Here is an 18,070-nt window from a genome sequence, read left to right as displayed (position 1 = left end):
TAAGCGAACAGGATAAAAGTAAAACAATAAAGGACTTATCAGTTGTATCTATAAACTGAAGGAGATAGCTTTGCATAAACCTCAAAATAATAAACTCTTTTAACCTAACAAATCCTTCCTCAACCTTTGACCTAATAAAAATCCATTTCCTGAATTACAGAAAATGGATATCTAAGGAATTATCGGGATGACCCCGGTTAATTTTGCTGTTTTACGATGTAAACAAAATTGGTTAATGGCAATTGAATCAAAAGTGATTTTGCACTGGACGAATTACTTTCCCCACACCCATTTTAAAAAATCGGGAAAAGCCTTTGCCCATGTGCCAACGTCGTGTTTGCCGTCATTCAATTCGAGGTAGCGGATATCTTTTTCGGCATCATAACCTTTCTTAACGAGTTCGTCAATTAAAGAGAGGGTATCGTCAATAGAATCAATAATACCATTCTTATTTCTGTCGGCTGTTTCGTCTTTAGTGCCAGTTTCAAAAAAGAATTTGAGCCATGGGTAATAACCTCCATTTCTAATTTGCAGGTGCATGATCCTGTCACTATCTTCATCAAAAGATGGATCATTTTGGCTTACAAGCCGCCACCAAAAAGAACCGCTAAATACGCCGACATTTTTAAATTCAGTTGCATGATTCCATACAATATCAAGAGCGCTCAAACCTCCTAACGAAAAACCGCAGAAGGATTTTTCCTTAAATGAAGGAAGTGCATAATTTGTTCTTATAAAAGGAATCAATTCGTCGAAAACAAATCGCTGGTACGAAGCTGCTTTTGTTCCTCTTCCGTTATAATCCAGGTATTTCGCGGTGCCATATTCATTTTTGCGATCGATACCACAACCAATCCCCACGCAGAAAATTGGTTCAATTTCATTTGCTGAATAAAGACGTGAAAGTATCTTTTCAAATTTCATTATTTCAAGGTCTTGTCCGTCATTAATTAACAATAGGTTCATTTTACCAGGAGCGATTTGAACAGAAGGAAAATAAATGCTCAAGATAACGTCCCTTTTCAAAAGAGTTGAATTCAGCGTGTGTGTTTCAGCAGTTATGAGCGTGGTTTTTTTGGTATGCATATGTGGCCAAAAATAAATAAAATAGATTTCAAAAATATAAAATACAAAGCTGGTTTCTTGTTCGGCGAGTTAATTTTCCTAAATTGAGATTGAAAATAATATTGCAAAAATTCCGGCATCGGCTACAACAAATTCTATTATTCAAAAATTTACTCATGAAAAAAATTGGCATTTTATTCGGCAAGGAAAGAAGTTTTCCCGAAGCTTTTGTTGAAAGAATAAACAGTAAAAATATAGACGGAATAACAGCCGAACCTGTGCATATAAATAAGGTTATGCAGGGTGAAAGCAGTGGTTATGCCGTTATCGTAGATCGCATATCGCAGGATATTCCATTCTACCGGGCCTTTTTAAAAAATGCTGCACTTTGCGGAACCGCAGTTATTAATAATCCCTTTTGGTGGAGTGCAGACGAAAAGTTTTTTAATAATTGCCTGGCTACAAAAATAGGTGTGCCGGTGCCTAAAACGGTAATTCTTCCATCTAAAAGTTTGCCTGCAGATACGACCGATCAATCATTTACTAACCTTGCGTACCCGTTAGACTGGGAAAGCATTTTTAGTTACATCGGCTTTCCGGCCTACATGAAACCGCATGCCGGTGGCGGCTGGAAGAATGTATATAAAGTAACCGACCCGCAGGATCTCTTTAATAAGCATGCTGAAACAGGTGAACTCATTATGATGTTGCAGGAAGAAATTTTCTTTGACGAATATTATCGTTGTTATTGCATTGGAGGAAAGTATGTCCGCATAATGTCCTACGAACCACGTAACCCGCATCACTTAAGATATGTGGCCGATTTTAAACCAGATAATCAACGATTGGAACTAATGACTGACCTGGTTTTAAGAATCAATAAATACCTGGGCTACGATTTTAATACTGTGGAATTTGCTTTACGGGACGGGGTTCCCTATGCCATTGACTTTTGCAATCCTGCGCCCGACGCAGAAGTTACCAGTGTTGGGAAAGAAAATTTTGATTGGGTGGTAGAAACTGCTGCAATATTCGCCATTGAGAAAGCACAGTCTTACGAACCGGGAAAAGATAATTTAACTTGGGGCGAATATATAAGAAGAGGCGCTGACGGGAAGAAGTTATATTGATGAAATTGATATTGCTGGTGATTGGTCAATGGACATTAGTCTTTTACCAACTGTTCAATCACTTGTTCACTTGATGACTTAATGACCAGGTAACAAATAAAATAATTAACCAATTTAACAAAACATGTCCGGTATTTCTTACAAGCATTTTACCCTTGGTATTGAAGAAGAATACATGGTGATAGATCCCATAACACGGGAACTCAAAAGCCATGAGCAAAAGATTGTACAGGAAGGAGAAAAAGTTATTAAAGACAAAGTAAAGGCTGAAATGCACCAGGCAGTGGTTGAAGTAGGTACTGATATTTGCCAGGACATTGATGAGGCATTTGTTGACGTGGCGACACTACGCAAAACAATCAGCTCTATAGCCGATAGCCTTGGGTTATGGGTTGGCGCTTCGGGTACGCATCCGTTTAGCCATTGGGAAAGCCAACTTATTACGGATCATGCACGGTATAGTCAAATCGTTAACGAACTGCAGGAAGCAGCAAGAAGCAATTTAATTTTTGGTTTACACGTGCATGTGGGGATGGAGACGAGAGAAATGGCCATTCATATAGCCAACTCCGCCCGTTATTTTTTACCGCATATTTATGCGCTTAGCACCAACTCCCCATTTTGGGAAGGCAGGTTAACGGGCTATAAATCCTTCCGCACAAAGGTTTTCGATAAGTTTCCACGTACAGGCATACCCGATTTTTTTGACAGCATAGAGGCTTATGATAATTACGTAAAGCTGTTGGTAAAAACGAATTGTATTGATAATGCCAAAAAAATCTGGTGGGACCTCCGCGTTCATCCTTTCTTCAATACGGTTGAATTTCGTATATGCGATGTACCCATGACCGTTATGGAAACGATTACCATCGCTGCATTATTCCAGGGTATCTGCGCCAAGTTATATAAACTACGCACACAAAATCTCAATTTCATAATTTACCCCCGTGCTTTAATAAATGAAAACAAATGGCGTGCAGGCCGATATGGCATTGAAGGCAGCATGATTGATTTTGGCAAAGAGTCGGAAGTGAACACAAGAGTGCTTATTTATGAGCTGCTCGATTTTATTGATGATGTAACCGGCCCGCTTGGGATACGCAATGCCGTTAGTAATGTGCATAAAATGCTCGAAGAAGGCACCGGCGCTGACCGCCAGTTAAAAGTATACGAGCAAACCAACAGCCTCGCCAACGTAGTTGATTATATACACGGGCAATTTTTAGCTGGATTGTAGGGCAGTATTGGTATCAAATAAAACGGGTTCTAAATTATTTCCCGTCTTTTTGAAACCTGTTGTTTTGATTCTTCTTTATATTCCTGAAAAAAAGAAAAGCTACTGCAAATACGAGAATGATTAACCTTGCAGTCAACTTGTTCAGCGGGGGCCACAAAATGGCAACTATTAATAAAAATGGTAATACAATATTTATTATAACCGATTTTGGTTTCATCTATTACAATTAATCGTCAGATATTTTACATATCCTTCGCTCAATTTAGCAAATTTATCAAGTACTTCTACTATAATTTTAAAGAAATCTTGCAATTAATAAAAATGTGGTTTACTTTTATCCCAACAGAAGAATACCTGATTTCATTCCGACTATCTTTTAAAAAAACTTCCGCTTACATTATTACGTTTCGCATAACCGATGCCCCCTCTTTGCGAATGTAATTTTTAGCACTAATCCTTTATTTCCAGTTTTATCTAACAAGGTATTTAACAAAATATTTTGCGGTAAAAAATAAAACATTACGGCATTTAAGGGTCTTATTATTAAATGTTTTTAAAAATAAAGATTATGGAAACAAATTCTACTCAACAGGAAATTTTATTAGTGACCGGCACAAGTTTTACTTCTGGTAAATTTTGTGAAACAAGCGATGGTTATAGCTATAACCATCTTTCTGAAAAAGAAAAACTTGAAGTTGCCTGCTGGAATGGCCAACTGCCGGAAATGCTCCCTGAGATCTTTAGTCAACATTCAGCAAACAAAAAATTATATCTCTGGGAAATAAGAGAAGGTGCCTCATTTATAGAACTTGAATTGGGCGAACAATACATGGAATTTGAAAAAAGATTTTCGATAGATCCTTATTCATTTTTGCCTTTGCAGATACTTTCCTGAATAAAGAAATAAACAAAACAAATACCTACTCACATATTAAGGACTTCTCTACCTTAGGAGTTTTGTAAATAATTTATCTTTGCCGGATGAATTTAAATGACAAGCAAACTGTACGCATAGCCATTTTGGATTTATATGAAGGAGTAGCTAACCAGGGAATGAGGGGCATCCGTGAAATCATTAACCAGTTTGGCGAAATTAATGAGCTCGATATTTCCCTTGATGAATTTGATGTTCGGTTAAAAAACAGTGTACCCGATTTATCTTACGATATATATATAAGTTCCGGTGGACCCGGCAGCCCTTTGGAAAGTGAAGGATCTGAATGGGAAAAAAAATATTTTGAATGGTTGGATGCCGTCGAGAGATGGAATGATGACAGCCAGAACATTCAAAAAAAATACGTCTTTTTCATTTGCCATTCTTTTCAATTAGTTTGCAGGCACTGGCAACTGGCAAAAGTATGTGCCCGGAAGTCTACCTCATTTGGTGTATTCCCGATACATCTTTTGGAGGAAGGAAAAGAGGAGCCGGTATTCAATGGAATGGCTGATCCTTTTTATGCCGTTGATAGCCGCGACTTCCAGGTTATTGAACCGAGAATGAATGTGCTGTATAAAGGTGCAAAAATATTATGCATTGAAAAAGACCGGCCGCATTTACCATACGAGAGAGCCATTATGGGTATTCGCTTCAGCAATTATTTTATCGGCACCCAATTTCATCCTGAAGCCGATGCAATAGGTATGAGCATGTATTTGCAAACCGAAGAAAAGAAGAAAACGGTTATAGAAAATCATGGTGAAAAAAAATGGAAATCTATGATTGAACAATTAAACGATCCCGATAAAATTTTATGGACTTACGCTCATATTCTTCCCAATTTTTTGAACATTGCCGTCAACAGCCTTTATGGGGTTCCTGCCTAACGTCGTTTTTTAAATGACGGCTTAATTTTTTACCAGCTTAACCAAGACATTTTTAATTTTCTTATCTTTCAATCATTCTTTAAGTGAAAAATTTTAAACACTATGGTACCCCAACTCAGGGAAGAATTCAATAAGAATTTCACTAAAAAAAAATACGAAGAATTCCTGGAGGACCTTAACAGTAAACATCCTGGTGATATCGCATTTAGGGTGGCGGAAACACCCATATTTGTACCGAAAGAATTTACCAACAAAATGATCGGGGCCTGTGAAACTATTGTTGATTTTATAAAAGAACCCGGCTTTAAAAAAATCACTGAACGGGCTATACCAGCTGGAGAAAATGTACCCGGAGAAAATGATCATTCACATTTTATTGCATTTGATTTCGGAATTTGCGAAAATGAAAAAGGTGAATTGGAACCGCAGTTGATAGAAATGCAGGGATTTCCAACCATCTTCGCGTTCCAGGCATATTATCCTCAAATTCTTGAAAAACATTTTAAGATTCCCGGAAATTTCAGCGACTACCTGAATAGTTATAACGTAGACACGTATGTGCAGCTTCTTAAAGAAATTGTTTTAGGCAATCATGATCCGGAAAATGTTATCCTGCTCGAATTAAAACCACATGATCAAAAGACAAGAATTGATTTCTATTGCACGCAGGATTTTTTACATATACCTATTGTTTGCCTTACGGAACTAATAAAAGAAGGAAATAAATTATACTATGAAAAGGATGGCAAAAAGATTGAAGTAAAACGAATATATAACCGCATAATCTTCGATGAACTATCGCAAATGAAGGAAGGTTTGGGTAATGTGGTTGACATTACTCAGCCGTTGGATGTAGAATGGGTGCCGCATCCCAACTGGTTTTATAGAATCAGTAAATTCACTTTACCTTTTATACACCACCCCAATGTTCCTGAAACTTTTTTTCTAAACGAAGTAAAGCAGCTTCCAGGCGATCTTAAAAATTTTGTTTTGAAACCGCTGTTTTCTTTTGCCGGCCAGGGAGTTGTTATTGATGTTACCAAAGAGGATATAGATAAAGTTGCCGACCCTGAAAATTGGATCCTGCAACGGAAAGTAAAATATGCAGACGTGATTAAAACGCCTAATGTTCCCGCCAAAGCAGAAATACGAATTTTTTATTTCTGGAAAGATGGAATGGAAAGGCCGGTTGCCGTTACCAATCTTGCCAGGCTCAGCAAAGGAAAAATGATTGGCGTAAGATATAACATGGATAAAGATTGGGTAGGTGGAAGTGTTTGTTATTTCGAAAAGTAGCAGATAGTTTCAAAAGAAAGTGAGAAAACATCTTTGAATTCGGGCGCTGTATTAAAAAATCATATCTTTATTTTTATCCGTGCTTAACATCTAATCATTAATTATTATAAGAGAAATTATTGCAGGAAGTAAAGAAATATAGTGAGGACGAATTGATCTACCTTTTGAAAAACAGGGATCAGTCTGCATTTTCGTATCTCTACGACAACTATTCCGGTGCCCTCTTTGGAGTAATATATAAAATGGTAGACAACAGGGAACTTGCTGAAGATATATTGCAGGAGGCGTTTGTAAAAATCTGGAATAATTTCTCAAACTACGACACTCTAAAAGGAAGATTATTTACATGGATGTTGAATCTCACGAGAAATTTAACAATAGATACGCTTAGAAGTAAGGGTTATAAGAAGCAAACTAAAATCCAAAATTCAGAGAACGCCGTAAGTAACATAACCGACAAGGCCAATACTGCTGAAAGCTTCGATGCACTTGGTATTAGAAAACATTTAACCCTACTAAAAGACGACCAACGGGCTATTATTGACCTCGCTTATTTTGGAGGCTTAACACAGGAAGAAATATCCAAAACATTAGATATACCATTAGGTACCGTGAAAACGAGAATGAGGGCAGCTATTATTGAATTAAGAAAAGTATTGACATAAATTGAACAAAGAAGACATCATATCATCCGGTTTACTTGAGCTTTATGCTTGCGGACTTACTTCTCCCGAAGAAGCCCGGCAGGTTGAGGACTGGGTAAAGCAATATCCTGAGATCCAACAGGAACTTGATGCCATCGAGGTTTCCCTTGAAACCTATGCGCAGGCAAACGCAATGGAACCTTCATCTTCAGTAAAAGATAAAATATTTTTACAAATAACAAAAGATGAGCATAAGGATAACAATAATGTTCCGTTGATAAATTTTGCACCGGCACAAGCGAAGGTTTATAGAATACCGACATTCTTTAAACTCATGGCAGCAGCAATGTTTATTTTGTTGATTGGAAGTGTGGTGCTCAATTATTCTTATTACAATAAATACCAAACAGCAACCGATCAATATCAATCCGCAGCTAATGAATTACAGGCGGCCCAGGAAAAAATTAAAGAAAACCAGCAGGCTAACCTTGCCATGAAGACTGATATTAATGTAATGACGGATAAGAATTCTTTATCAGTTGTGTTGAAAGGAACGCCAGCGGTGCCTGATGCCCAGGCAAAAATTTTCTGGATGAAAAATACAGGTGACGTATACGTTGATCCATCCAACTTACCAGCTGTTCCCGATAGCATGCAATACCAGTTGTGGGCAATTATCGATGGCAAACCTATTGATGCAGGTATGATAACAACTCAAAAAGGTATTTACCGTATACAAAAAATGAAATCTTTTGGCCATGCTGATGCTTTTGCTATCACGCTTGAAAAAGCAGGTGGCAGTCCTACTCCTAAAGGCACTATGTATGTGATTGCTAAAATATAATAACGGCGAAGTTTATCGTGTCACAACCCCCGATTATCCCTACCGACTGAGCACATAGTTAAACCATTTTTTGTGCGTAAAATTGAATTACTAAAAATTCAACAAATTACCGCCACGGCAACATTATTTTTTTAGCTATAATTTCAATAGAGTAATTTTGCGCCCTCAAACACTAAAGGAAGTTCATAACAGAACCAGCGTCCAACATGATTGACAATAAAAAAATTGTAATTGTTCTTCCGGCGTATAATGCCGCACTTACACTAAAAAAAACTTACCAGGAAATTCCTTTTGATATGGTGGATGAAGTGATATTGGTAGATGACAATAGCAGCGATAAAACAGTTGAAATTGCCACTGAACTTGGCATCAGGCACATTATTAAGCACGACAAAAACCGGGGTTACGGCGGCAACCAAAAATCATGCTATAACAGGGCACTCGAACTTGGCGGTGATATCGTCATAATGTTGCACCCTGATTACCAATACACGCCCAAACTCATTCCTTCAATGGCATACCTCATTGCTAATGGTGTATACCAGGTGGTACTTGGGGCACGCACATTAGGCAAAGGCGCCCTAAGCGGCGGCATGCCTTTGTATAAATACATTTCCAATCGTGCCTTAACTTTTTTTGAAAACGTAATGCTTGGGCAAAAAGTAGCTGAATATCATACAGGGTACCGGGCTTTTTCCCGCGAGGTCTTAGAAAGCATCAATTACGAAGTAAATTCAGAAGATTTTGTTTTTGATAATGAAATGTTATCACAGATTATCTATCTCGGTTATGAAATAGCGGAGATCACGTGCCCGACCCGTTATTTTGAAGAAGCATCAAGCATTAACCTGCAACGAAGCATTACTTACGGACTCGGTGTACTGAGAGTCTCAATAGTACATCGTCTATGCAAATGGCGTTTAATGAAAAGAAAAATGTACGAACCGGTAAAAATTAAAAATGAAGAATTAAAAATGAAGAATTAAAAATTTCAATTGTCGATGCGTTTAAGCAAAATCCAAATTATTATTTTCATTGCTCTTCTTGCAGCAATTTTCTTTATTCCTTTTTTGGGCAGAGTTCATTTGTTCGATTGGGATGAAGTAAATTTTGCTGAGTGCTCGCGGGAAATGCTTAAGCTGCATGACTACAGCAGGGTTTATATCAACTTCAAACCATTTTGGGAAAAGCCAATTATGTTTATCTGGATGCAAAGCGGCGCCATGAGCATTTTTGGCGTTACTGATTTTGCAGCACGTTTTCCAAATGCAATTTGTGGTGTTGTTACTTTGGTTGTTATTTTTATTTGCGGTAGCAGGATATATGATAAAAAATTTGGCGTGCTTTGGGCACTTGCCTTTGGCGGTTCTCTGTTTCCCAATATGTATTTCAAATCAGGAATTATTGATCCGTGGTTTAACCTGTTTACTTTTTTATCATTGTATAATTTCATCTTGTATCATTGGGTAAGAAATGGTTTTGATAAAAAAGGATTGAACCATCATCCAATTTATTATGTAGTTTGGTCCGGTATATTTATGGGTCTGGCTATCTTAACAAAAGGACAAGTTTCCCTGATGATATTTTTATTGGCTCTTGGCGTATATCTTATTTATAACCGGTTTCGTTTTTATTTCAACTGGTGGCATGCCCTTCTTTACTTACTTGTTGCAGCCATTGTAACCGCAACCTGGTATGGTTATGAAACCGCAAAAAATGGCCCTTGGTTTATAACTGAATTTTTAAAATACCAATATCGCCTTTTCACTACGCACGATGCGGGCCAGAAAGGATTTTTCGGCTATCATTATATTGTTCTGTTGATGGGATGTTTCCCTGCATCGCTCCTTGCAATACCTTCCTTTTTTAAATCGACATATACGAGCAGGCATGATAAAGATTTTAAAAAATGGATGCAGATTTTCTTTTGGGTGATCACCGTTTTATTCACCATTGTTCAATCACGCATTATTCATTACTCATCAATGGCATGGTTCCCGCTGACTTTCCTCGCAGCTTATTCAATTTACAAATGGGATCTGAAGCAAATGAATTATAAAAGATATGTAGGTGTTTTTATTGCTATAATTGGCGGCGTTATTTCTTTGTTTATACTATCGCTCCCCTACTTCGCAATGAATCTTAAAAAGTTCGCACCCGGTGTGAAAGATAAATTTGTAAATGCAATGATGCAGGCTGATGTTCACTGGAGTGGCCTTGAAGGAATTGTTGGTTTGATTATGATTATTTCTATAATTATTGGAATAAGGAGTCTCAATAAAAATAAATTTAAACAAGCGGCGTGGGTATTATTTGGAGGAACTGCCATTGTGATTTTTTTAGCATCGGCGATCATTGTGCCCAAAGTAGAACGCTATACACAGGGCGCAGCCATAGATTTTTTTATACAGCGGCAAGGTGAGGCTTGTTATGTAAACACGTTAGGTTATTTCAGCTATGCACAGCTTTATTATGTAAGAAAAGAAATTCCAACTAATCCTGATTCTTATGATGAACAGTGGTTGCTTACCGGCAAAATTGATAAGCCGGCTTATTTCGTATCAAGAGTTGACAGGATAGATAAATACAAACAATATACTGACCTGAAAGAGTTGTATCGCAAAAACGGATTTGTTTTTTTAAAGAGAGAGGTGCCCAACTGAATTGTCAATCACTATATTAATTTCAAAGTCGATTCATTTTTTCTTCCCTGAAAAAAACTTTAATACTTTGCTGATAATTTTATCGTTGGCTCCAAGACGGCCTTTAATTTCTGTATAAGCCGCTACCATAGCATTGTCGATCTTCACCATTATTTTTTTGCTTCCTTCGCCTGGCCTTGCCTGGTAATAAGTTGCCCGCCTGAAAGGTTTATCTTCGATAGAATAATAATATAAAGCAATTGATCTGCGGTAAACACCTTCAGGGCATGTCATTGGTTCAGGGTGACCATGATACGAATCTGCATCGGTATTAAAAATTACGCAACGATTAAATACAGGAAGCACTTTCTCTTCACATACTTTCATTTCACGATCCCATAATTCTAATTTGCCACCCCACTCCTCTTTCCAGTCTTTATTTAAATAGACCAACACATTTACCCTGCGCTGCCAATTGCGATGATGCGGGTGCACGGTAAAATCTGCATGAATGTTTAAAAACCCACCCTTAGTGGATTGATGAATACCGCCGCCCTCGAGGAAATCATCTTTTTGCAGGTTATTGATGCCCGTTAGTGTACTAAGGAAGTTCAAAAACTCCGGGGAATTTAATTCGTTGATGGTTCCTTTAATAGTTTCAGGAAGAACGTCGAGTTTATTGAGCCCCTTCTTTTTTTCGTTGTAATGTGTGTAGTTGATCCAACCGTCAGCTTCGTTTAATTTATTGAACTCAGCAATACACTCATCGAGTGTTTCAGGATTCAAAAAATTTTCGAGTACAATATGAGGATAAGGACTCGCAGATTGATATTGCTTACTCAATTCAGGAAGCTTGCTGTTCCATTTTGTATAATCGAATATTTGCGTTGCTGTCTCCACCTTAAGAAATTTAAGTGGCAAAGATAATAATACACCCACAAACTATTTTCAAAGTGTTTAGTATCGCCACGGCAAATTAAAAATCCCACAAAGTCACGAAGTAACGCAAAGAAATCTTCTTAGTGACCTTAGTAGCTTGGTGGGAACAAATTATGCCACGGCTTTGTTTACCAAATCTGCTGCCTCGCTTAGCAAAATAGCTGACTGTACTTTTAACCCGCTTTTATCAATTAACTCTTTGGCAACCTCCGCATTCGTACCCTGTAAACGAACAATAATGGGTATTGCTATGTTGCCAATCGATTCATAAGCATCTATAACGCCCTGGGCTACGCGATCACAGCGAACAATACCTCCAAATATATTTATGAGGATTGCTTTTACTTTGGGATCTTTTAATATTATCCTGAAACCGGCTTCTACAGTTTGTGCATTGGCAGTGCCGCCTACGTCCAAAAAGTTGGCAGGTTCACCACCGCTTAATTTAATCATATCCATCGTTGCCATAGCAAGGCCGGCGCCATTGACCATGCAGCCCACATTGCCATCAAGCTTCACAAAATTAAGATTGAATTTCGCCGCTTCTACTTCAGTGGGATCTTCCTCCGAGATATCTCTCAAAGCAGCAACATCGGGATGGCGCATTAATGAATTATCATCAATATTCATTTTACAATCAACAGCTAAAATTTTATTATCACTTGTTTTAAATAGGGGATTTATCTCAAGCATGCTGCAGTCAAGCCCCACAAAGGCACTATACAAGTTGGTTACAAATTTTATACAGTTCTTAAAGGCGTCTCCTTTGAGTCCAAGATTATATCCAATTTTTCTTGCCTGGAACGACTGTAACGGCCCTCCGGGATGCACCCATTCTTTAAATATTTTTTCAGGAGTATCATGTGCCACATCTTCAATATTTACACCACCTTCCGTACTATACATTATTACATTCTTACCCTTGGTTCTATCCAGTAAAATAGATAAATAAATTTCCTTTACTTTATCGGGGCCATCATAATAAACATCTTGTGCCACCAAAACTTTACTTACTAATTTACCTGCTTCACCGGTTTGAACAGTAACTAATGTTCCGCCTAAAATATTGCCTGCAATTCTCTTTACATCTTCAGCATTTTTGGCAACGGCAACCCCACGTTGATCAGTGCCTTTTATGGTTCCCTTACCTCTTCCACCGGCGTGTATCTGTGCTTTGATAACCGCAAACCTGCTTCCATACTGACTGTTGATGTAACGATACGCTTCTTCTGCCTCTGCAATCGTGTTGCATGCAATTCCTTCCTGAACGGGAACATTGTATTTCTTTAATAGTTCTTTTGCCTGGTATTCATGTAAATTCATAATAAACTCTTTTGGGCGAAGATAAAGTGTAATTGGTAAATAGAGTGCAGTTTTGATCTTCTTAATAGAATTTCAACAAGAACGTTAGTCTAATTGAACTTAGCTTATAAGTTTAATTATACTTTCCTTACGTTTGCAAAAATTACTTATATGAAAAAAATATTTACGGTTGCCTTTGCGTCTGTCACGCTATGCATTTCGGCAAATGCCCAGGTTAAGATGCCTGCTCCCAGCCCAACACAAACCATTACACAGGATTTCGGCCTTGGTCAAATTGAGTTAACCTATAGCAGGCCGGGAATAAAAGGACGCCAGGTATTTGGTGATAACAGCGAATTGGTCCCACTTGGCAAACCCTGGAGAACCGGGGCTAATGCGGCCACAAAAATTCACTTCAGTGATAAAGTAACGATTGGCAATGAAAACCTCGACTCAGGAAGTTATGTTATATACACCGTTCCAAATAAAACCCAATGGGATGTTGTGTTTAGTAAAGGAACTGCCTACCCGGGCTCAGATGGGTTTAAAGAAAGCGACGACGTTTTGCATTATAAAGCGCCGGTAACAACGATCAAAGAAAAAATTGAAACCTTTACTATGCAGTTTGCCAATTTAAAAAATGAAAGCTGCGAATTGCATTTAAGATGGGCAAATACTGATGTAGCCGTTCCTATAAAAACAGACATTAAAGAGCGTATACGCCAACAGTTAGAAACTGCTTTGCAAGGCGATAAAAAACCATATTACCAGGCCGCTAATTTTTATTTTGATTACGATAAAAATTATTCAAAAGCTTTGGAATATATCAATAAGGCAACAGATGAAAACCCTAAAGCCTACTTTATGTTTTTACAAAAAGCAAAAATTCAAAAAGCCATGGGCGATAAAGCGGGAGCGAAAGCAAGTGCTATGAAGACGATAGAGCTGGCTAAAGAAGCGAAGAATGCAGACTATGTAAATTTTGGCAACAAACTATTGAAGCAACTATAGCGTTTTCTAATAGATATTTATTATAGCCCGAAACAAATAACCGCCTTCGGTTTTATACAAATAATATTTATTAGTATTGGGTTAATAACGTTTTTTATTTGAAACATAGACCGCATCGTTTACATAATCAAAAATTACATATTCAAACTCTTGAAAGAACCGGGAGCCTATCAGCATTTCTTTATTAGGTCCATTAGATGCAATAGATACGGGAAAGAAATTTTGACCAATCCTAACTGAATCAAGAGCCAAATGATTAAGGACGTTTTCTGAACGGCCGGGAGTTGAAAAAAGAAGTGTATCAGTAGTAGTTTTTTTATTGCCTGATGAAACAATATTAAATAGCTTCAACGGGATAAGGATGCCACCATTATATCCCATATCCACCTCTATCGTCCTGTCAATATTTTGTTGAAATGTTACTGTTAACTCAATTATCCCATCTTTAAATCTTGATGGCAGCGCGCTTGCCCGCGCCAAGTCTGTAAGGGAATCTATGCTTGAAGTAAAAGTCATGGATTCATTTTTAAAATCAATTTCCCATATGCCTTTATTAATTAATTCTTCCCCAAATACGCCGGCAATTTTATGGTTCCATTGCCTTGTTTTTTGTTGAACAATGTTATAAAATGGAATACTAAAGAATGCCACATTGCCAAGTGAAATTTTGTTACACATATAAACATCGCCTTCTATGTTTGCGCCTTCTGCAGTAGTGGTACGGTAATTATACACCTGCGATTTTGCAAGTGTTGCACTGTCCTTAACGATACTAAAATCTGCCCAGCAAGGAGAATGATTATCCCAATACATCAAGTGCCCGATGCTATCTTTCCCCCAATATGTATTTACTAAAATTCCGTATCCGTTAAACCTCGCCGGTATTTCAATCTTAAAGTGGTGAGGCTGTATCACTACAATTGGCAGCAGATTTTTAGAACAACTAAAAGTCCCGCAACACATCAATAATAAAAGAAAACATTTTTCCATGTATCGCAATTCATATCTGTATAAATTTCTCATTGCTTAATCAGTGCTCAAAATTTTGGATGCAAAGGCAATTGCTACTGCGCAAGATGTTTCGGCTATATCTAAATGTAAAGACTTTATTGAATTAATCTGCATCGATCGTCGACCTTATCAACCCCTTAACAATTCAGTTAATCAACCATTCCACCATTCACTTATCTTTGAAGCCATTTAAATGCTTATGCTACAAAAAGTTAATGAAGCCGTAGATTTTATCCAATCAAAGTATACAATAAAGCCCGCGGTAGGGATAGTTTTGGGAAGTGGGTTAGGAAGCTTTACGGAGCAAATAAACATTGAATTTGAAATCGCTTACAATACCATACCACACTTCCCGGTAAGTACTGTGGAAGGCCATACCGGCAAGCTTATTTTCGGCGAACTTTCAGGCAAAAAAGTTGTGGCGATGGCCGGGCGTTTTCATTATTATGAAGGTTATTCTACGCAGGAAGTTGTTTTTCCAATAAGAGTTCTTAAATTCCTTGGCATTGAAACGCTGTTACTCAGTAACGCTGCGGGAGGCACCAATACTACTTTCCAGGTAGGTGACCTCATGATCATTAAAGACCATATCAGCATGCTTACTTTAAACCCGTTGCTGGGCAAGAATGATGAAAATTTCGGCACAAGGTTTCCGGACATGAGTGAACCTTATAAAAAATCGCTCATTAAGAAAGCGCATGACATTGCCACAGAAAATAATATAGAATTAAAAGAAGGAATTTACGTGGGCGTTACGGGACCCTCTTTTGAAACAAGGGCAGAGTATAAAATGATTAGCCTGCTTGGCGGCGATGCAGTGGGCATGAGCACCGTACAGGAAGTAATTGCGGCTGTTCACCTGGGCTTGCCTGTTTTTGCCTTAAGTGTAATTACGGATATTGGCATTAGAAAAGAAGAGAATAAAATAACCCATGAAGAAGTTTTGCAGGCCGCGAAAGACGCTGAGCCAAAACTTGCGCTGATCTTTAAAGAACTTATTGCCAGGTTATAAAGGCAGATGTAATGATTGAAAAAAATAAAATAGATTATACAGGCAAACTTTCGAAGCTACTACTTCTGATAACGGTTATATTTCTATCCCTGCAAACAGTAAAGGCACAAATACCAAACATTATAAGAAATCGACCAAATTTTTCTTCTTCCTCAACCAGCCCTAACGCTAAAGGACAATCGAAAAAAGGCGATTCACTTTCTTTTCAGCATCGTGATGACCTGGCAGATTCAATTACTATTTCTTTTCGCTTCCTTGATTCTTTGAGAAGTGATCATCTCGATTCTTCTATTAATGATTTTGATAAAATTTACACCGTTCCCGCTAATTATGTAACGTTAGGCAATAATGGCTCAGCAGCTTTCCCCGTGTTATTTTCCCCATTGCTGAAAGCAGGCTGGGACGCCGGGTTTCACGCCTATGATCTTTATAAATTTACCTTAGAAGATACCCGCTTTTACAAGACAACAAGGCCTTTTACCCAAATGACTTATTTGCTTGCATCAGGAAAAGAGCAAGTAATCAATGTGCTTCATACCCAAAATATAAAGCCAAACTGGAATGCAGGTATTCAATACCGGCTGATATCATCGCCGGGGGTTTTTCAAACTCAAAATTCCAATATCAACAACTACCGGTTTTTCAGCAACTACCAGGGAAAAAGAAAAAGATATGCTGCTTATATGGTGTTGCTGGGAAATAAAATAAATACATCAGAAAATGGTGGAATACAGGCTGATTCTTTTCTTGTTGATCCGCATCGAAAAAAGCGTTTTGCCGTTCCCGTTAATCTTGGTGGCGATGTGGGAGAATCATTTAATGTGTTCTCTACCAAAGTAAATACGGGAAATTTATACAGCAATTTTACTGCGCTTTTCAGGCAGAGTTATGATTTTGGAATAAAAGATTCTATCATCATTAATGATAGTACAACAGAATATTTATTCTATCCAAAATTTCGTTTTCAACATTCTATTAATTACAGCACTTCTGGCTATCAATTCCAGGATAACGTTTCAGGTTACCAGAGTTACTCAGGAACCCGCAACGCACAATTAGACTCAACATTATTTCATGATTGGTATGATACTACTTTAATGTTAAGTCACGATTCATTGAGATTTCGTCTGCAGGATAAATGGAAATTTGTTTCGAATGATTTTTCAATACGACAATTTCCGGAAACAAAGAATCCTGCTCAATTTATTGAAGCCGGCATAAGGCTCGAAAATTTTTCAGGTGAATTTTTAAAGGGACAATACTTTCCTTCATTAGTTGTATTGCCAGCCTACAGAACACTTTATTCATATACGAAGAAAACTTTTTACAATGTCGTTTTGCATGGCGAGTACCGAAACAAAACCAGGAATAAAAAATGGGATGCATTGCTGAAAGGCGAATTTTATGCCACAGGCCTCAATGCTGCAGACTATAGCGCTTATGCGGTACTTAACCGTTTTCTTAACCCAAAACTTGGCAATGTGCAGATAGCTTTTCAAAACGTAAACCGCTCCCCTTCTTATATTTTTGATGGGTTCTCTTCGTTTAATCTTGACAACAGTTCTCTTACGAAAAAAGAAAACATAACGATAATTTCTGTGATGGCGGCTAACCCAAAGTTTACCATCATGGCAAAAAATACATCCATTACGAACTACACCTATTTTAAAAGCTATTACCTAACGGATCAGTTTAACGGGCTGGTAAATCTTACGCAGATTACTGCTGCTACAAAGAATAAAATTGTGGGCCATCTTAATTTATACAGCGATTTTATTGTTCAGCAAACTACCGGCGATAACCCGATAAGAGTACCCCTGTTTTTTACGCGGCAACGTCTTGCGTTCGAGGGAACTTTCTACAAAAACCTTGTTTTGAGCACGGGTATAGATGTGGAATACAACACACCGTATAAAGCCAATAACTATTCCCCGGTGGTGGGACATTTCTTTCCGCAGGATTCAGTTACTATAAGCAACCTTCCCCGACTAGATGCCTATTTTAATTTCAGGATAAAATCTTTTACGGGGCTTGTAAAAATTGAAAACTTAAATACTATCAATTTTTCCCCGTTTGGCTTTACCAACAATAGCTTTGCAGCGCCAAACTATCC

At 37.8% G+C, this 18,070-nt stretch carries 17 protein-coding genes; 12 read left to right on the top strand and 5 right to left on the bottom strand.

The features are described 5' to 3' along the window. Positions 1-273: 273 nt before the first annotated feature. Positions 274-1,086, bottom strand: a complete 813-nt coding sequence (locus tag ACO1O5_RS09290; RefSeq protein ID WP_486269572.1) for an alpha/beta hydrolase — start codon at positions 1,084-1,086, stop codon at positions 274-276. A gap of 155 nt (positions 1,087-1,241) precedes the next feature. On the opposite strand from ACO1O5_RS09290, the gene ACO1O5_RS09285 reads away from it, so the two are divergent. Beyond that, positions 1,242-2,195, top strand: a complete 954-nt coding sequence (locus ACO1O5_RS09285) for an ATP-grasp domain-containing protein (protein WP_486269571.1) — start codon at positions 1,242-1,244, stop codon at positions 2,193-2,195. A 124-nt stretch (positions 2,196-2,319) separates the two neighbouring features. Continuing rightward, positions 2,320-3,432: a carboxylate-amine ligase gene (locus ACO1O5_RS09280; protein WP_486269570.1), complete on the top strand. Its 1,113-nt coding sequence runs from the start codon at positions 2,320-2,322 to the stop codon at positions 3,430-3,432. Between the two features lie 34 nt (positions 3,433-3,466). Here the strand turns inward: ACO1O5_RS09280 and ACO1O5_RS09275 are convergent, their stop codons facing one another. Continuing rightward, on the bottom strand, positions 3,467-3,649 hold the full coding sequence (locus ACO1O5_RS09275; protein ID WP_486269569.1) for a hypothetical protein: 183 nt from the start codon (positions 3,647-3,649) through the stop codon (positions 3,467-3,469). A 351-nt stretch (positions 3,650-4,000) separates the two neighbouring features. Between ACO1O5_RS09275 and ACO1O5_RS09270 the strand changes: the two genes are divergently transcribed. The 7 genes from ACO1O5_RS09270 (at position 4,001) to ACO1O5_RS09240 (ending at position 10,703) form a co-directional block, all read left to right on the top strand. Further along, positions 4,001-4,327, top strand: a complete 327-nt coding sequence (locus ACO1O5_RS09270; RefSeq protein WP_486269568.1) for a hypothetical protein — start codon at positions 4,001-4,003, stop codon at positions 4,325-4,327. An 86-nt stretch (positions 4,328-4,413) separates the two neighbouring features. Continuing rightward, on the top strand, positions 4,414-5,256 hold the full coding sequence (locus ACO1O5_RS09265; protein ID WP_486269567.1) for a type 1 glutamine amidotransferase: 843 nt from the start codon (positions 4,414-4,416) through the stop codon (positions 5,254-5,256). A 102-nt stretch (positions 5,257-5,358) separates the two neighbouring features. Next, positions 5,359-6,552 (top strand): hypothetical protein, encoded by a 1,194-nt coding sequence (locus ACO1O5_RS09260; RefSeq protein WP_486269566.1) that lies wholly within the window; start codon positions 5,359-5,361, stop codon positions 6,550-6,552. A gap of 119 nt (positions 6,553-6,671) precedes the next feature. Beyond that, a complete protein-coding gene (locus ACO1O5_RS09255) occupies positions 6,672-7,217 on the top strand; it encodes an RNA polymerase sigma factor (protein ID WP_486269565.1) in 546 nt (181 codons plus the stop codon). A 1-nt stretch (position 7,218) separates the two neighbouring features. Further along, positions 7,219-8,040, top strand: a complete 822-nt coding sequence (locus ACO1O5_RS09250) for an anti-sigma factor (RefSeq protein WP_486269564.1) — start codon at positions 7,219-7,221, stop codon at positions 8,038-8,040. 206 nt (positions 8,041-8,246) lie between these two features. Then, complete coding sequence (locus ACO1O5_RS09245; protein WP_486269563.1) at positions 8,247-9,026, top strand: glycosyltransferase family 2 protein; 780 nt, start codon at positions 8,247-8,249, stop codon at positions 9,024-9,026. Between the two features lie 15 nt (positions 9,027-9,041). Continuing rightward, the gene (locus ACO1O5_RS09240; RefSeq protein WP_486269562.1) at positions 9,042-10,703 is read left to right on the top strand and encodes an ArnT family glycosyltransferase; all 1,662 of its coding nucleotides are present in this window, start codon (positions 9,042-9,044) and stop codon (positions 10,701-10,703) included. 33 nt (positions 10,704-10,736) lie between these two features. Here ACO1O5_RS09240 and ACO1O5_RS09235 read toward each other — a convergent pair whose 3' ends face one another. After that, a complete protein-coding gene (locus ACO1O5_RS09235) occupies positions 10,737-11,582 on the bottom strand; it encodes a 2OG-Fe(II) oxygenase (RefSeq protein ID WP_486269561.1) in 846 nt (281 codons plus the stop codon). Positions 11,583-11,732: 150 nt separating this feature from the next. Then, the gene (sucC, locus tag ACO1O5_RS09230; RefSeq protein WP_486269560.1) at positions 11,733-12,944 is read right to left on the bottom strand and encodes an ADP-forming succinate--CoA ligase subunit beta; all 1,212 of its coding nucleotides are present in this window, start codon (positions 12,942-12,944) and stop codon (positions 11,733-11,735) included. A 150-nt stretch (positions 12,945-13,094) separates the two neighbouring features. Here sucC and ACO1O5_RS09225 point away from each other — a divergent pair, with 150 nt between their 5' ends. Then, entirely contained in the window at positions 13,095-13,934 is an 840-nt protein-coding gene (locus tag ACO1O5_RS09225; protein ID WP_486269559.1) for a DUF2911 domain-containing protein, read from the top strand. A gap of 81 nt (positions 13,935-14,015) precedes the next feature. On the opposite strand, the gene ACO1O5_RS09220 is transcribed toward ACO1O5_RS09225, so the two are convergent. Continuing rightward, positions 14,016-14,924 (bottom strand): hypothetical protein, encoded by a 909-nt coding sequence (locus ACO1O5_RS09220; RefSeq protein ID WP_486269558.1) that lies wholly within the window; start codon positions 14,922-14,924, stop codon positions 14,016-14,018. A gap of 220 nt (positions 14,925-15,144) precedes the next feature. On the opposite strand from ACO1O5_RS09220, the gene ACO1O5_RS09215 reads away from it, so the two are divergent. After that, positions 15,145-15,957 carry a purine-nucleoside phosphorylase gene (locus tag ACO1O5_RS09215; RefSeq protein WP_486269557.1) on the top strand — a complete coding sequence of 271 codons (813 nt, stop codon included), beginning with the start codon at positions 15,145-15,147 and terminating at the stop codon, positions 15,955-15,957. Positions 15,958-15,968: 11 nt separating this feature from the next. Further along, on the top strand, positions 15,969-18,070 hold a 2,102-nt coding region (locus ACO1O5_RS09210; RefSeq protein ID WP_486269556.1), incomplete at its 3' end, for a putative porin.

The sequence above is a fragment of the Ginsengibacter sp. genome (genome assembly GCF_057362405.1).
Note: the sequence above shows the minus strand (reverse complement) of the source record. Positions and strands in the feature narration are given on the sequence as shown.

Excerpts from the sequence above, each read along its gene's own strand:
- ACO1O5_RS09245 (WP_486269563.1), top strand. The coding sequence starts at position 8,247 with ATGATTGACAATAAAAAAATTGTAATTGTTCTTCCGGCGTATAATGCC.
- ACO1O5_RS09215 (WP_486269557.1), top strand. The coding sequence starts at position 15,145 with ATGCTACAAAAAGTTAATGAAGCCGTAGATTTTATCCAATCAAAGTAT.
- ACO1O5_RS09260 (WP_486269566.1), top strand. The coding sequence starts at position 5,359 with ATGGTACCCCAACTCAGGGAAGAATTCAATAAGAATTTCACTAAAAAA.
- ACO1O5_RS09275 (WP_486269569.1), bottom strand. The coding sequence starts at position 3,649 with ATGAAACCAAAATCGGTTATAATAAATATTGTATTACCATTTTTATTA.
- ACO1O5_RS09240 (WP_486269562.1), top strand. The coding sequence starts at position 9,042 with ATGCGTTTAAGCAAAATCCAAATTATTATTTTCATTGCTCTTCTTGCA.
- sucC (WP_486269560.1), bottom strand. The coding sequence starts at position 12,944 with ATGAATTTACATGAATACCAGGCAAAAGAACTATTAAAGAAATACAAT.
- ACO1O5_RS09265 (WP_486269567.1), top strand. The coding sequence starts at position 4,414 with ATGAATTTAAATGACAAGCAAACTGTACGCATAGCCATTTTGGATTTA.
- ACO1O5_RS09220 (WP_486269558.1), bottom strand. The coding sequence starts at position 14,924 with ATGGAAAAATGTTTTCTTTTATTATTGATGTGTTGCGGGACTTTTAGT.
- ACO1O5_RS09225 (WP_486269559.1), top strand. The coding sequence starts at position 13,095 with ATGAAAAAAATATTTACGGTTGCCTTTGCGTCTGTCACGCTATGCATT.
- ACO1O5_RS09290 (WP_486269572.1), bottom strand. The coding sequence starts at position 1,086 with ATGCATACCAAAAAAACCACGCTCATAACTGCTGAAACACACACGCTG.
- ACO1O5_RS09285 (WP_486269571.1), top strand. The coding sequence starts at position 1,242 with ATGAAAAAAATTGGCATTTTATTCGGCAAGGAAAGAAGTTTTCCCGAA.
- ACO1O5_RS09270 (WP_486269568.1), top strand. The coding sequence starts at position 4,001 with ATGGAAACAAATTCTACTCAACAGGAAATTTTATTAGTGACCGGCACA.
- ACO1O5_RS09280 (WP_486269570.1), top strand. The coding sequence starts at position 2,320 with ATGTCCGGTATTTCTTACAAGCATTTTACCCTTGGTATTGAAGAAGAA.